This is a genomic window from Streptococcus jiangjianxini, from assembly GCF_040225085.1.
In the GTDB taxonomy this organism is placed as follows: Bacteria; Bacillota; Bacilli; order Lactobacillales; family Streptococcaceae; genus Streptococcus; species Streptococcus jiangjianxini.
The window spans coordinates 1-14,618 of sequence record NZ_JBEHGL010000005.1 but is presented as its reverse complement, the minus strand read 5'-3'; the positions used below and the strand labels follow the sequence as shown (position 1 = coordinate 14,618).

The window sequence follows — 14,618 nt, the reverse complement described above, 5'->3', positions numbered from 1 at the left end:
CAAAACGTGACAAAATCTTCTTCTTTCAAGAAACCTCTTATCTCTCTGTACCTTAAAAAACTCTCTGATTCAGACTTTTACCATTATAAAATCGGAGCACAGCTTACTTATCTTCCAGCCTATTTTTACATTGTCAATCTCTTTAATAACAACCCTATTTACCTGATTTTAGCGGCGATTTTGATGATTATTATCACCGAGTGGAGCCAGCCAAATCAAGTGTATCTGGATAGCATCAAAGAAAAATCACCAGAAGATAGGCTGCTGTTTAGCTCCCTACTTCTCCAATTGCTAGGATACGCTATCTGGGGGACTCAGGCTCACTTTGACTTCTTTCGTCTACTTGGACTTCATCTAACCTTCATCTACTATGTCCTAGCTCGCAACAAGCAATTTAGTCAAGGGAGATTTGGTATCTTCTTTTTTAGAGATGCCTGGCGAGGCTTTTGGACTATTCCTATCAAAAACATTCGCCTTCGCTCTCAAATACTTAGTTACCCTCGTGTTCAACAGCCTAACAAGTCCAAAATAAATCCCCAATTTACCTTGACTCTCTTAGGCTCGATTGGTGTCGCAGTTCTACTAGTTGCCTTTGCTATCAACCAGCTTCAAGCCGTCTCTCAGCATTTTAAACTAGTCACTGATCACTGGTTTGACCAGTTGAACGCTGCCTACTTCCAGTTCAGCTGGTACGACCATTTCATCGAATTTCTTTGCTACGCTATTTTATCTCTGCCTGTAGGTGCCTATCTCTACGGACTGCTTTTTGGTCCACTGATTAGAGGAAGAAAAAACGATGAAAGCTATCAAGCACTCCAAGAAAAACTTGATCACAACAGGATTCTTCCCACCTTCAGCAGTTATATTATCATTGGTAGCTTATGCCTTATTTATGCTCTCTTTCTAATACTTGCTTTTGCTGATCTACAAACACTGTTTCAAGCGCAGACAATTAGCCCACAAGCAGCTTCTAACACTGCTGTCTCTGGTTTTTGGCAATTGGTCCGCGTAGCCCTCTTGAATTTCACAACACTTGCTGCAAGCTACTTTTTCCTATCTTCTCCCATCTGGGATCAAAAGATAGGTAAATACCTTCTAACTATCTTTTTCACTTTCTCTCTCATCTTCGCCCTTCTTGCTGCTTGGAAACTCTTTGGTATTTACATCTACCTTTTTGGACTGACGCCACGGCGTCTCATCTCTGGCTGGTTCGTTACAGTCCTGATCGTTTGGACATTATTGACACTGATTCGACTTCATAAGCCATTTCAGAGCATTCGCATCGGTCTGTTTTATCTTATTTTTAGTTTTAGCTGTCTTTCCTACCTTTATGCCTTATGGATACCGTAAAATGAAATAAGACCAGCAACACTATAATATCAAATTGACATGGCACATTCACTGGATTTCGTCAAACAGCTCAGACAGGTACTTCCTGATTGCGATACTTTCCTTGAGGTATTTGCGTCCTATTCCTAGCTTATTTCACGATATATAAAAAACTGGAGGATACTCTTAACGAGTACTCCAGCTTTTTATGAGTCGGTTACGGTTATAAAGGAACTTTGCTTCAATCTAAGTTACCTCCAGCCGTTCTCCATGACAGCAATAATGAAACCTAAAAAACCATCAATAACTGTAAAAGAGAGCAGGCAACTGTTTGCTATTACATATGTACTTAGAAACCAAAACTGAGCCAATCATAGACTCCAATTCAGTAAACCACTACTACTTAAAACCGCTGTAATAACAATAAAGGAACCCGGGTACTTCTAACCCAACCTCCTTTTTTACACTTGTTGATCGACCCAATTAATACACCAAGCAATCAATTCTTCCAGGCGCTCAGTTTGATCGGTCATATCCAAATATCCCATCACAGCTTCAAACCCCGTCGACATTCGGTAAGTCACGACATCCGCATTCTTAGCCTTGGTGTGACTGTTAGTATTGCGCCCGCGACGGTAAATGTCTTCTTCTTTTTCAGTTAAAAGCTGGGCTTCTAACATAGCCGTGATAAGGCTGGCTTGTGCTTTGGCTGATACATAGCGCGTTGCTAAACGGTGAAGTTGGTTAGGCTTAGTCTGTCCAGTAAAAATCAGGTGACGACGAATATAATAAGAATAAACGGCATCACCTTCAAAAGCAAGGGCAATCCCATTAATCAAATGGACATCCACTTGGCTGTCTTTAGTCACGCGTCCACCTCACACCATCCTTAGTATCTAACAGTTTAATCCCTTGCTCAGCCAACTGATCACGAATCGCATCCGCACGCGCAAAATCTTTATTGGCACGTGCCTCTTGTCGCTCTGCAATCAAGGCTTCAATATCAGCATCCAGAACTACTTCTGGCTCTTCCTGAAAGACAATACCAAAAACGGCTAGCATAGCTGCGAATTCTTCTTTTATAGTCATAGTGTAATGACCAGAATTAATCCACTTGGCTAAATCAAAGAGCACCGTGATGCCATTGGCACTGTTGAAATCATCATCCATAGCTGCCACAAACTGTGATTTAAAGGTTTCAAAGCTACCCTTATCCACAGACTCTTGGACAGGCTGTTGATAAGCATTCTTCAAATATTTAAGATTAACTTCTGCATCATGGATAGCTTTTTCAGTGAAGTTAACCGGCTTGCGGTACTGCTGTGTTGCCAAAAAGAAACGAAGCACCTGCCCATCCACTGTTTTCAACATGTCGTGAACCGTTACAAAGTTGCCTAGTGACTTGGACATTTTTTCATTATCCACATTGACAAAGCCATTGTGCATCCAGTAATTAGCAAAGGTGTGACCTGTTTTAGCTTCAGACTGAGCAATTTCATTAGTGTGGTGGGGGAATTCTAAGTCAGCACCGCCGCCGTGAATATCAATGGTATCGCCAAGGATTTCTGTTGCCATCACCGAACACTCGATATGCCAGCCTGGACGACCTGCTCCCCAAGGACTGTCCCAAGAAACTTCACCATCTTTAGCGGATTTCCAAAGAGCAAAGTCGACAGGATTTTCCTTACGGGATGTCTCCTCATCCGTACGACCTGAGGCTCCAATTTCCAAATCAGCCAACGTTTTATTAGCTAACTTAGCGTAATTCTCAGACTTTTCCACACGGAAGTAAACATCGCCTTGCGACTCATAGGCAAAACCTTTTTCCACAAGGGTTTCCACAAAGGCGATAATCTGATCCATATAATTGATAACACGAGGGTTTTTGGTAGCTGGCTTAACACCCAACTTAGCGGTATCTTCCATAAAAGCAGCAATAAAGCGATCAGAAAGCTCCTTAGTAGAAATCCCAGCATCTTTAGCTGCTTTGATGATTTTGTCATCCACATCGGTGAAATTAGAAATATAGTCAACATGATAACCACGGTATTCAAAATAGCGACGAATCGTATCAAAGGCCACAGTTGAACGAGCATTTCCAATGTGGATATAGTTGTAAACGGTTGGCCCGCAGACATACATCTTAACTCTGCCCTCTTCTAAAGGCACAAAGTCACGGAGACTGCGAGTCATGGTATCGTAAATTTTAATCACTTAGTTCTCCTTGTTAATCTTTCGCATGGATTTTCTACGGTATATGGTCCAAACACCTGATATAAGCCCTAATAAACAGATGACAGTTAAAAACAAATTGCCCTTTTCAACTGATGGTTTCGTCAATAACCGTAACAGTGAGATGGTGAGATATGTACAAGAAAGTAAAAACAACCAATTGTGCTTCAAAAAACTTTTCATCTTTGATACTCCTTTTTTCATTACCTTCTATTGACTTGGTTCGATGGATTAGACCGCTTAGAGGTGGGACGACTGATGACTCTTGTCCGCCGCTTCTTCCATTTTGGATGCATAGTAATGGCTCTTGCGATCCTCTTCAACTGCATGGTTGACTAGTTCATCTTTTTTCCCATGCACGCGAACCACCTTAGCGGGAACACCTACCACCGTCACATCTGCAGGCACATCTGATACCACAACGGCACCAGCACCGACCTTAGCATTTTCGCCAATCTCAACTGGGCCAATAACCTGAGAGTGTGCAGAGACCAGCGCACCACGACGTACGGTTGGATGCCTTTTACCAGTATCTTTTCCAGTCCCACCAAGCGTCACCCCATGATAGAGCATAACACCTTCCTCAACCAGCGCCGTTTCACCAATCACCAAACCTGCTCCGTGATCAATGAAAACCCCAGGAGCGATCTCAGCCCCTGGATGGATTTCAATATTGGTCCAAAATCGCCAAAATTGGCTGTGCATCCGCGCAATCAATTTAAACCCATGTCGCCACAAATAATGGGAAAGACGATGTGCCGCAAGAGCCTTGATACCAGGATAAGTAAGGACCACTTCTAAAGACGTACGAGCCGCAGGGTCTAACTCTTTAACAATATCGATTGATTTTCGCCACCAGCCCATACCAGTCCTCCTTTTCCTTTTTTATCTCATCCTAAACCCTTGTCAGTCTAGCCATTTTTATTTCGCTCTTACTTATTGATACCAGCCCACTCAACAATCGCTTGCTGTTCTGCTAAAGGATTGACCACAACCCCTAACGTATCACCAGCTTCTTGACGATCTTTTTGAAGAATCTCTTCTAATCTCCAAACGAAGACTGAACCACCCATTTCTCTAAATGGCAAGCCGAACTCTTCATTGTTATACCAATCCGCAAAATGAGGCAGGCTTGAAAAGACGGGTACAAAACTTTGCTCTAATTCATTTGCCATGGTCGGAAAACGTCGCTCGTGTGTTCCATCAGCTTTGGGATAAATAAAGACTGGCACCAAATAGACTTTTTCTAACAAATCAGCAGCTTGATTGTCATCACTCATGATGTCATTAATTAGTTCTGTAAAAGTATTGACGAACTGAATCATTTCACTAGATTGGAAAATCGTTGAGTTGCTGAAATCGCCTGTTTTCTTAACATTGAAAATCAAACCCGCCAACTGATGTAAAATTACTTCTTCAAGCACATCTAAGGCTGAACGTTCAATCCAATCCTGTTTTGAAGCTGATGGATGTTCATGACAAAATGTCTCAAGGTCCTCTTTACTCGTAAAGACAGGGGTTAACTTTTGCCCATCGATAGCTATGGCATAAGGTTCCGAACTAGCCAGAACAGGATACAAATGCATACTATTGACTAGGGCAATGCTACGCAGAAAATTATCTGGCTCTTCAATGAATTGACGAAGGGCCAAGCCCAACTCAATGTTAAATCTTTCCATGATTAGTTTTCCTTTTTGTCTGAAGATTTTTTCTCTGGTTTTTCAACCGGCTTTGGACGTGGTACGAGAACTTTCATAGAGGCATCAATGCGACCTTTTTCGTCAACTTTGATGATCTTGACATCCACTTCTTCACCAACTTCAAGCACATCTTCTACACGATTGGTACGTGTCCAAGCAATCTCTGAAATGTGAACAAGAGCATCTGTCTTGTCAAAGAGATTAACAAAAGCACCAAATTTTTCGATACGAACCACTTTGGCGTGATAGAGTTCGCCAACTTTGGCTTCACGAACTAAACCAGCAATGATTTCTTTAGCTTTATCAATAGCATCTTGGTCTGAAGAGTAGATAGAAACGTTTCCTTCTTCGTCGATGTCAATCTTAACACCTGTTTCAGCGATGATTTTATCAATCGTTTCACCACCTTTACCGATAACAATCTTAATTTTATCCACATCAATCTTGATGGTATCAATCTTAGGTGCTGTCGGTGCTAAATGTGGACGTGGTGCGGCAATGGCTCCTTCGATAACATCAAGGATTTCAAAACGCGCTTTTTTGGCTTGCGCCAAGGCTTCTTCAAGGATTTGCGGTGTAATACCTTCAATTTTAATATCCATTTGAAGGGCTGTAATACCTTCACGAGTTCCAGCCACTTTAAAGTCCATGTCACCAAAATGGTCTTCCAAACCTTGAATATCAGTTAGGACAGTATAGTTAGTACCATCTGAGATAAGCCCCATGGCAATCCCTGCAACCGGAGCTTTAATGGGAACACCGCCAGCCATGAGTGCTAAGGTACCAGCTGTAATGGAGGCTTGTGATGATGACCCATTAGATTCCAATACTTCTGCTACCAAGCGAATCGCGTATGGAAAGTCCTCAAGACTTGGCAAGACCTGCTCCAGTGCACGCTCACCAAGAGCACCATGACCAATCTCACGACGCCCTGCGGCACCGTAACGCCCAGTTTCTCCAACGGAATATTGAGGGAAATTGTAGTGGTGTAGAAAGCGTTTTTTATACTCAGGATCTAAACCATCGACAATCTGAGTTTCCCCCATCGGTGCAAGTGTCAACACTGACAGTGCTTGAGTTTGTCCACGTGTAAAGAGACCAGAGCCATGAACTTTTGGTAAGAAGTCAACTTCTGCTTCCAAAGGACGGATTTCATCAACACGACGGCCATCTGGACGAATCTTGTCTTCAGTAATGAGACGGCGCACTTCCGCATGCTCCATTTGCTCCAAAGTTTCAGCCACATCTCGATAAATACGTTCAAATTCTGGATCTTCAGCGTAACGAGCCGTGTATTCTCCAAAAACTTGCTCTTTGACATCATGAGTCGCCTCTTGACGTGCTAATTTTTCTTCCACTTGGACGGCACGCGCCAAATCATCATAGTATTTGTCGTTAATTTCCTTGAAGATTTCTGGGTCAACTTGAAGTAATTCTACATCAGCTTTTTCTTTACCGATTGCGGCGACAATTTCTTCTTGGAAGGCGATTAACTCTTGAATAGCTTGGTGACCTTTCAAAAGAGCCTCAAGCATGATGTCTTCTGATAATTCCTTGGCACCTGATTCTACCATATTGATGGCTTCTTTAGTACCAGCTACCGTTAATTCTAGAGCAGAGGCTTCTTTTTGCGCTTGATCTGGATTGATGATGAATTCTTCATCAATATAAGCCACTTGCACACCTGCGATGGGACGCTTGAAAGGAATATCTGAAATGGCGAGTGCCAATGAAGACCCAAACATAGCAGCCATCGGTGCGCTAGCATTTTCATCATAAGAAAGGACAGTGTTGATCACTTGAACTTCGTTACGGAATCCTTCTGCAAACATAGGGCGAATAGGACGGTCAATGAGACGTGCCGTTAAGGTTGCATCTGTTGACGGGCGTCCCTCACGCTTATTGAAACCACCTGGAAATTTCCCAGCAGCATACATCTTTTCCTCGTAGTTGACTTGAAGGGGGAAGAAATCACCTGTTGCCATTTTTTTAGACATGACTGCCGCTGTCAAAACAGTAGATTCCCCATAACGAACAACTGTAGCGCCATTCGCTTGCTTAGCCACTTGACCAATTTCAACGACTAAAGGTTTGCCAGCAAAAGTCGTTTCAAAAACCTGTTTACTCATTTATTTACCTCATCTCATGAATCTTTAGATACCTTGTTTTTTACAAAGCTCAACCTAACTGAAACGCCGTCAAACTCAGCTTTGCAACAAACCATGGTATCTGTACCATTTTACCATAAAAAAATCAGAAATGGAGAGTAGAAAAAATGATATTCTCTAGGAAGGACAAAGAGAAATAAAACGACACTATTGTTCCAACATTCATAGGATTATTCTTTTTTTACAATACAGCATGTATAATCAAATGAATTAACTTTCAGAACAAGGAGCAGAAAATGACACGGGCAGTACTTGATTTTCAAAAAGGATGAATAGGGCAAGTCGAAAATGACAAGGTCTCAAAATTACTTCAAAAGACTATACTTATCAAATTCCCCTTGCTCTTAAAGTACATCTATCTTTTTTAATTAGGCTTGTCACATCATAAAGCTGAAAGAGTTTCCAATAACAAAAACCATTTGATTACTGTATCTGGGGATGGCAAGACACTCTATCAGAAACATAGTCATCAAACAATAAAAATAAAAACTAGGCAGGGCAAGCAAGAAGGAAAATGACAATTGGCGTGTTCATCCTAAACTCTCAAAAATAGCTTTAGTCACAGTGTGACTAAGATAACTGCTTAGATGACACAGCATAATCTCGACTCTCTTGAGAGTGCTTTCGCTATTCTTTAAATTATGATAAAATCATTATGATAAAATCAAGAAATAATAATAAAAGGATGTTGAATATGTCTAAAACAAAGCTGAAGTGGTTTAGTCGGATTATGACAAGTCTTGGGCTACTTTCCTCTATCTATTCCTTTTTCATTTTAGGTACCATTATGGCAAAAGTAGAACGTACAATTACAGACGAAACTTGGCTTTTGGTAGCACTGGGTACCTTTATCTTCTATTTCTTTTCCATCTACTTTATTTTACTCCTTCATGAACTAGGTCATGCTTTTTTTGGAAAACTCTCTGGCTACCAAATGGTAGCTCTGGGAATTGGCAATTGGCACCTGATTCGCCAGAAAACTGGTTGGAAATTTGAGAAGAAGGCGGTAGTACTGGGAGCGGCTGCCCAATACATCGGAATTAAGAAGGATAGGGATGACATGCGAGGAATTCTCATGTTTTCAGGTGGGCTGCTTACTCACCTTCTGCTCTTACTAGTGGCTGTCCTTGTAGGATGGATTTGGAATATCTGGGACTGGGCAAGCCTTTATATCTTCTTGAATTTGGGGCTTATCTTGATAAATGCTTCTCCTGATGGCATTACAGACGGGGCAAGACTTTTGGAGCTGTACCTTTTCCCTGAAAACGGTCGCTACCTTCAGTCAACTCTAAAACATGCAGCAAGCCTCTATACCGCACCCGACGCGGTGACAATGTCAGACTTCTATAGCGAGGAAGTCCCCTTGCAGATGGGTAGCACCCCACAAATTTTCTACCTAAATCATACTTGGATTGATATTTTTGAAGGACGTTTTGAAAAAGCTGATGCTGATTTGCAGACCTTGGCTAACTTTACGGAAAACTCTTTTATCAAGATGTGCGCCAGCTACTCCCGCTTCGAAACCCAACTCCTATCTGGTAATGATAATGAAGCTAGAGAACTAGCTAAAACCAAAGCAGTCAAAAAAATGCTGGCTCACCCCCAAGCAAGTATACAAACCATAAAAGCGAAATATGAACTTGAAGTTCTCGGTAACAAGAAAAAAGCCCAAAAGAGTCTTAAAATCGCTAAAAAATCCTTCAAACTCAACCAACTCTTAAAAGATGAAAAAGCCTTTTATAGTAAGATTTATGAAGAAATAAAAGAAAAAGTCTAAAAACTACTGGAGAGGTAGACAAAGAGTAGCTCGAAAAACCACTAATGACCATTTTCTTCAATATTTTTTAATCTCTTTGAAAAAAACTCTTAGGAACAGCATCAAATCAGCAATCCTAAGAGTTTTCTTTATTGGACATTAAATGTCAAATCCTCTATCTATTAAAAATAGAGATAGCTATTGTAACAATTGTTACCCGTGTTCGAATCTGACAAACTTCTGACAGCACAGAATTCTTAAAACTCAACCTGCATACGTTCATTAAAATAGGTTTTGTAAGCAAAATAAGAGGCAATCACAGAACCCAAACTTGTAGCTGATAACAGCATAAACATAACCATGATTTGGTATTTGATGGCATAAACTGGGTCCACTCCTGCAAACATCAAACCAGACATCATCCCTGGTAGGCTAACCAAACCAACCGTTTTAGCAGAGTCTATGGTCGGCTGTACTCCTGTTTTGATAGCCTGTCGCAAAATAGAGAGCGACGCCATTTTTATAGGTGCACCAAGAGCCAATTTTTCCAAAACTTGCTGACGTTGATCAGTAAAAAGACTGTACATAGCGCGGTAACTTAGGCCGATAGCAACCATGGAGTTACTGGCAATCATCCCCGAAATAGGGACAATCTGGGAAGGCACAAGCTTAATGGCTCCTGAAGCTATCAGAATTCCTAAAGTGATGGTGGTCGATAGTAAAATCGCCAGCCAGGATTGCCATAAGTGTTTATTACCATTGGGATTGCGCGAGTGGGCTTGACGGCTGGCATTGAAAATGATGACCATGACCATGGCAAAGGTTAAAAAGATGTTGTTAACTCGAAAAATGTATTGCAAGATAAAGCCAACCACAACCAGTTGGATAACGGTGCGCACAACAGCGATAGCAATGTCTTTACCTAAACCTAACTTCTCCTTAACGCTGATACCAACCGCTAGAAGCACCAAGCCAAAAGCTAGAACGAGTGATAGATTACTGACTGATACGTTTGTCATCGACTAATCCTCCTTTCTCGATGGTAATGATACGACTGGCTGATTGAATTTCCCCCTCATCATGAGTAACTTCTATAATCGTATGACCCTCAGCGTGATAATCCGCAATAATCTTGTTAACTAAATGCTTGGTAGCACTGTCTAAACCAGCAGTCACCTCATCGAGTAACAAGACCTTCGGTTCAAAAAGCAGATTGCGCAATAGGGCAACACGCTGCTTCTCACCACCTGATAAGTCCTTGGTGTCTTGTTCTAGATGGTCAGGCGTCAAATTGAACCGAGTAAGCATCTTCAAGACCTTTTTTTCATCAAACGGAAGCTGACGAATATCAAAAGGAAAAATCATGTTATCCCGAATCGTCTTGCCAAACAAGACAGGCTGCTGAAAGCAATAGGAAACCTGACGACGGTAATTAATAGGGTTGAGTGTAGACACAGACTGACCTTCAAACCACACATCACCAAAAGTCGGTGAAATCAGAGTTGATAACAGTTTCAATAAACTGCTCTTACCGCTCCCAGAAGGACCTACTAAAGTTACCCGCTCACCCTCTTGAACGGAAAACGAAATATCTTTCAGAATCAACTTATCACCGACTTGATAAGCTAATTGTTTCACATTAAAAATAGCCATAAATTAATTATAGCATAACACATTTTCCATTCGTCAAAGCAATCGTTTCAAACTGCCAATAAAAGAGAGCGATCAAAGAATGGGGAACTTGAAACATTCGATATGCGATACTCATTGACACTTAACATCAGATGAGACAACACCGATGTAGATAAAATGGAACCCTCTATCTTTTTCTTCTCAAAGTGGTGAGACCGTGGAACTTCTAAAGGAACAACAGGTTGTGACATGATAGTATCTACCAATACCACCGTCGGCCAACAGCATATTGGTAAAAAGAGGACAAGTGAGGCATATTACTAGGCGTTTACGCTATAAATCGCCCGGTACAGTTGTCAATGAGCCTCAAAAGGTCAGTATAACGAAAACACCTCAACAGCTAGGGATACCTAACGTTGAGGTGCATTTCAGCTTTAACGAAACTTTCCTATATTTTCATTTTGATTAACTCAATTCGTCAAAACCTAGAACTTAGTTCGTAAGATAGTAAGATCACTCTCCACGATCTCTTTTACGTTTTTTAGAGGCAAACAAGGCTGCTAAGGCAATGGTCATACCACCATACATGGTAGCTAATGGGTTATTTCTTTCGCCCGTTCTTGGCAGACTCTCGTCACTCTTCGCTTGAGTTGGCGTTGATGTCTTAACTGATTGAGGTGACATCGTTCGTCCAGCAGGTTTTGTTACCATTGGAGCTACTTTGTTACCTGTCTTATCGGAGTTGCCTTTTTCTGAATCATCAACTTTTGGATTCATTTCAGGCTTCTTGACATCTGGTGTGGTGTCTGTCTTTGGAGCTACTTTAGACTTATCGGTTTCGGGGGCCTTAGGTGTGTCTGGTACCTTAGGTTGATCTGGGGTTTCGGGTAATTCTGGAGCTTCTGGCACTTTTGGGGTGTCCGGGGTCTTTGGTTGCTCCGGTGCCTTTGGTGCTTCAGGGGTGTCCGGTAATTCAGGTACCTCTGGTACTTTCGGTAATTCTGGGGCTTCTGGCACTTTTGGTGTTTCTGGAACTGCCGGTACCTTTGGGGTTTCCGGGGTCTTTGGTTCCTCCGGTGCTTCTGGAATTTCCGGTCTTTCTGGGGCTTCAGATACTTCCGGTACCTTAGGTTGCTCCGGTGACTTTGGTGCTTCCGGGGTGTCTGGTAATTCAGGTACCTCTGGCGCTTCAGGTACTGCCGGCACCTTAGGTTGACCTGAGGTTTCGGGTACTTCAGGAGCTTCTGGGGTTTCTGGAACTGCGGGGACCTTTGGGGTTTCCGGGGTCTTTGGTCCCTCCGGTGCTTCTGGAATTTCCGGTCTTTCTGGGGCTTCAGATACTTCTGGTACCTTAGGTTGCTCCGGTGCCTTTGGTGCTTCCGGGGTGTCCGGTAATTCAGGTACCTCTGGCGCTTCAGGTACTGCCGGCACCTTAGGTTGATCTGAGGTTTCGGGAATTTCTGGGGCTTTCGGTGTTGCAGGTGCTTCTGGAACTTTTGGTGTTTCTGGAACTGCCGGTACCTTAGGGGGTTCTGGGGTCTTCGGTTGCTCCGGTGTTTCTGGTGCTTTCGGTGTTTCGGGTGTTTCAGGAGCTTCTGGGGTCTTCGGGTGTTCCGGTACCTCTGGTGTTTCTGGAACTGCCGGGACCTTAGGGGTTTCAGGGTGTTTCTCTGGGGTTTTCGACTGCTCTGTTTTTTCCTGTACATCGTTATTGTCTTCTTTAGTGACTTCAACAGTGACAGGTTTTACGGCATCTAGACGTTTTACCAACGCTGCTTTTGTATCACCTTCTGATAATGTTTCTACCAATGGTGTTGCAGCTTCTTTTTTAACCATTGTGTCAGCATTTAATTGATCAACTTCGTCTTTCTCTTGTTGAGTGACTTTGTTGTCTTTTAATGCATTAAGCTTCGTAGCTTCGGCTAATCTTGCAGCTGTTTCGGCAGCTTGAACGGCATTTTCTGCTGCGGCTTCTTCAGCGGCCTTGTCTTCATCGTCTGGCTTGCCATTATTATTGTAGTCATTAACTTCAACTTTAGCTTCTTCCACTGCAGCTAGACGTTTTTCAAGTTCTGTTTTCTTCGCACTTGTAGGTAAATCTTCAACCATTAGCATCGCTTTATCTTTCTTACCTTTGGTGTCAGCATTTAACTTATCAAGAGCAGCTTTTTCTCCTTGAGAAACTGCTTTATCTGCTAAGACTTTTGATTGTTCAGCTTGACCAACCTTGGCTGCAGATTCTGCAGCTGCTACCGCTACTTCAGCGGCAGCAAGATCATCAGCTTCTTTTCGGTCTTGACTATCCGCTTTGCCATTACTATTTTCGTCATTAACGACAACTTCTGAAGTTTTGACTTTATTAAGGCGAGATTTGAGATCTGCTTTTTTAGTCTCGTCCACTACTTTATCAACAAGGTCAGTTGCGGCAGTTTTTTTGTCGGTTGTGACTTTGTTCAGGGCATCTAAAGCGGCTTTTTCAGCTGGATTGACCAGTTTATCTAGCTCAACTTCCATTTTTTTGTCTTCGCCTTGTTTTGCTGCTTCTTCCGCAGCTTTTACTGCGGCTTCTGCGGCTTTGACAGCAGCTTCTGCGACGTCTAGTCTGTCTTGGCTATCTGCCTTACCGTTACTATCGGCGTCGTTAACAACGACTTCTGAAGGTGTCACTTTAGCAAGGCGTGCTTTGAATTCATCTTTTTCTTTACCTTCTGGTAGAGTATCAACGAATTTTTCTGCAGATTGTTTGCTCTTAGTTACCTCTGCATTTAATGAATCGACTGCTTGTTTTTCAGCTGGAGTGACAAGACCATCTTTCTCGACTTCGGCTTTCTTTGCCTTGGCAGCTTGAGCAGATCTTTCAGTTGATGTCGTAAAGAAGTCAGCTCTAGCAATTATGCTATCTAGACTATCTGCCTTACCGTTGCTGTTGGCATCGTTAACAGTAACTTTTGATGTTGTGACTTTAGAAAGGCGCTCTTTGAGGGCTGTTTTAGCAGCATTGTCTGACAAACCATCAACGAGATCGCTTGCAACATCTTTCTTATCAACAGTTGTCTTGTTCAAATCATCAACAGCTGTCTTTTCTGCTGGGGTAACAAGACCGTCTTTCTCAACTTCGGCTTTCTTGTCTTGACCTGCTTTTGCAGCGGCTTCTGCGGCTTTGACAGCAACTTCGGCAGCGGCAAGCGCAGCTTCTTGCTTGTCTTGGCTATCTGCTTTACCGTTACTGTCAGCATCGTTGACGGTAACTTTTGATGTTGTGACTTTTGAAAGGCGTTCTTTGAGGGCAGCAGTGTCAGGAGTATCTGGTAAGCCAGAAACGAGTTGTGTTGCAGAGGATTTGGCTTGTGTTACTTTCGCATTTAAGGCATCGACTGCTTGTTTTTCTTCTGAAGTGACAATACCATCTGACTCAACTTGTGTTTTCTTGTCAGCGGCTTCTTTTGCAGCTTCTTCAGCTGATTGAGTAAAGGCTTTGGCAGCATCAAGAGTGATTTTTTGGCTATCTGATAGCTCTTTATTAGTAGCGTCTTCTACGGGTTTTACAACTTTCACAGCAGCATCATCTGCGGCAACAGGGGCATCTGCTTGTTCATCTTTGCTATCTGCTTTGACCTTACTTTCAACAGCGCCGACAGTGACTTCTGAAGTGGTGACTTTTGAAAGGCGGTCTCTGATGGTAGCCGTTTCAGTACTGGCTGATAAATTGTCAAGCAGGGTGCTTAGCTGTTTCTTACTATCCGTTATTCGGGAATTTAACTTATCTACTTCTGCTTTTTCTGCTTCCGTTACTACACCATC

At 42.4% G+C, this 14,618-nt stretch carries 10 protein-coding genes; 2 read left to right on the top strand and 8 right to left on the bottom strand.

The annotated features are described in order from the left end of the window. Window positions 1–6 precede the first annotated feature (6 nt). Window positions 7–1,350, top strand: a complete 1,344-nt coding sequence (locus ABP870_RS03740) for a DUF4153 domain-containing protein (RefSeq protein WP_350014154.1) — start codon at window positions 7–9, stop codon at window positions 1,348–1,350. A gap of 440 nt (window positions 1,351–1,790) precedes the next feature. On the opposite strand, the gene ABP870_RS03735 is transcribed toward ABP870_RS03740, so the two are convergent. From ABP870_RS03735 to pnp, 5 genes are all read right to left on the bottom strand, one after another. After that, window positions 1,791–2,198, bottom strand: a complete 408-nt coding sequence (locus ABP870_RS03735; RefSeq protein WP_350014153.1) for a Mini-ribonuclease 3 — start codon at window positions 2,196–2,198, stop codon at window positions 1,791–1,793. Next, a complete protein-coding gene (cysS, locus tag ABP870_RS03730) occupies window positions 2,191–3,543 on the bottom strand; it encodes a cysteine--tRNA ligase (RefSeq protein ID WP_350014152.1) in 1,353 nt (450 codons plus the stop codon). Before cysS ends, ABP870_RS03735 begins: the two co-directional genes overlap by 8 nt. Window positions 3,544–3,801: 258 nt before the next feature. Next, entirely contained in the window at window positions 3,802–4,425 is a 624-nt protein-coding gene (gene cysE / locus ABP870_RS03725; RefSeq protein ID WP_062711366.1) for a serine O-acetyltransferase, read from the bottom strand. 68 nt (window positions 4,426–4,493) lie between these two features. After that, complete coding sequence (locus tag ABP870_RS03720) at window positions 4,494–5,240, bottom strand: SseB family protein (RefSeq protein WP_350014151.1); 747 nt, start codon at window positions 5,238–5,240, stop codon at window positions 4,494–4,496. Between the two features lie 2 nt (window positions 5,241–5,242). Next, the gene (gene pnp, locus ABP870_RS03715) at window positions 5,243–7,390 is read right to left on the bottom strand and encodes a polyribonucleotide nucleotidyltransferase (RefSeq protein ID WP_350014150.1); all 2,148 of its coding nucleotides are present in this window, start codon (window positions 7,388–7,390) and stop codon (window positions 5,243–5,245) included. Between the two features lie 733 nt (window positions 7,391–8,123). Between pnp and ABP870_RS03710 the strand changes: the two genes are divergently transcribed. Then, window positions 8,124–9,206, top strand: coding sequence for a site-2 protease family protein (locus ABP870_RS03710; RefSeq protein WP_350014149.1), 1,083 nt, complete (start codon window positions 8,124–8,126; stop codon window positions 9,204–9,206). 236 nt (window positions 9,207–9,442) lie between these two features. On the opposite strand, the gene ABP870_RS03705 is transcribed toward ABP870_RS03710, so the two are convergent. The 3 genes from ABP870_RS03705 to ABP870_RS03695 all read right to left on the bottom strand — a co-directional run. Continuing rightward, window positions 9,443–10,204: an ABC transporter permease gene (locus ABP870_RS03705; RefSeq protein WP_350014148.1), complete on the bottom strand. Its 762-nt coding sequence runs from the start codon at window positions 10,202–10,204 to the stop codon at window positions 9,443–9,445. Next, on the bottom strand, window positions 10,182–10,838 hold the full coding sequence (locus ABP870_RS03700) for an ABC transporter ATP-binding protein (RefSeq protein ID WP_350014147.1): 657 nt from the start codon (window positions 10,836–10,838) through the stop codon (window positions 10,182–10,184). Before ABP870_RS03700 ends, ABP870_RS03705 begins: the two co-directional genes overlap by 23 nt. A 492-nt stretch (window positions 10,839–11,330) precedes the next feature. Continuing rightward, window positions 11,331–14,618: GA-like domain-containing protein (locus tag ABP870_RS03695; protein ID WP_350014146.1), on the bottom strand; the 3,288-nt coding region annotated here is incomplete at its 5' end.

Bases quoted from the DNA above. Each gene is read 5' to 3' on its own strand.
- cysE (WP_062711366.1), bottom strand. From the start codon at position 4,425: ATGGGCTGGTGGCGAAAATCAATCGATATTGTTAAAGAGTTAGACCCT.
- ABP870_RS03720 (WP_350014151.1), bottom strand. From the start codon at position 5,240: ATGGAAAGATTTAACATTGAGTTGGGCTTGGCCCTTCGTCAATTCATT.
- pnp (WP_350014150.1), bottom strand. From the start codon at position 7,390: ATGAGTAAACAGGTTTTTGAAACGACTTTTGCTGGCAAACCTTTAGTC.
- ABP870_RS03710 (WP_350014149.1), top strand. From the start codon at position 8,124: ATGTCTAAAACAAAGCTGAAGTGGTTTAGTCGGATTATGACAAGTCTT.
- ABP870_RS03705 (WP_350014148.1), bottom strand. From the start codon at position 10,204: ATGACAAACGTATCAGTCAGTAATCTATCACTCGTTCTAGCTTTTGGC.
- ABP870_RS03700 (WP_350014147.1), bottom strand. From the start codon at position 10,838: ATGGCTATTTTTAATGTGAAACAATTAGCTTATCAAGTCGGTGATAAG.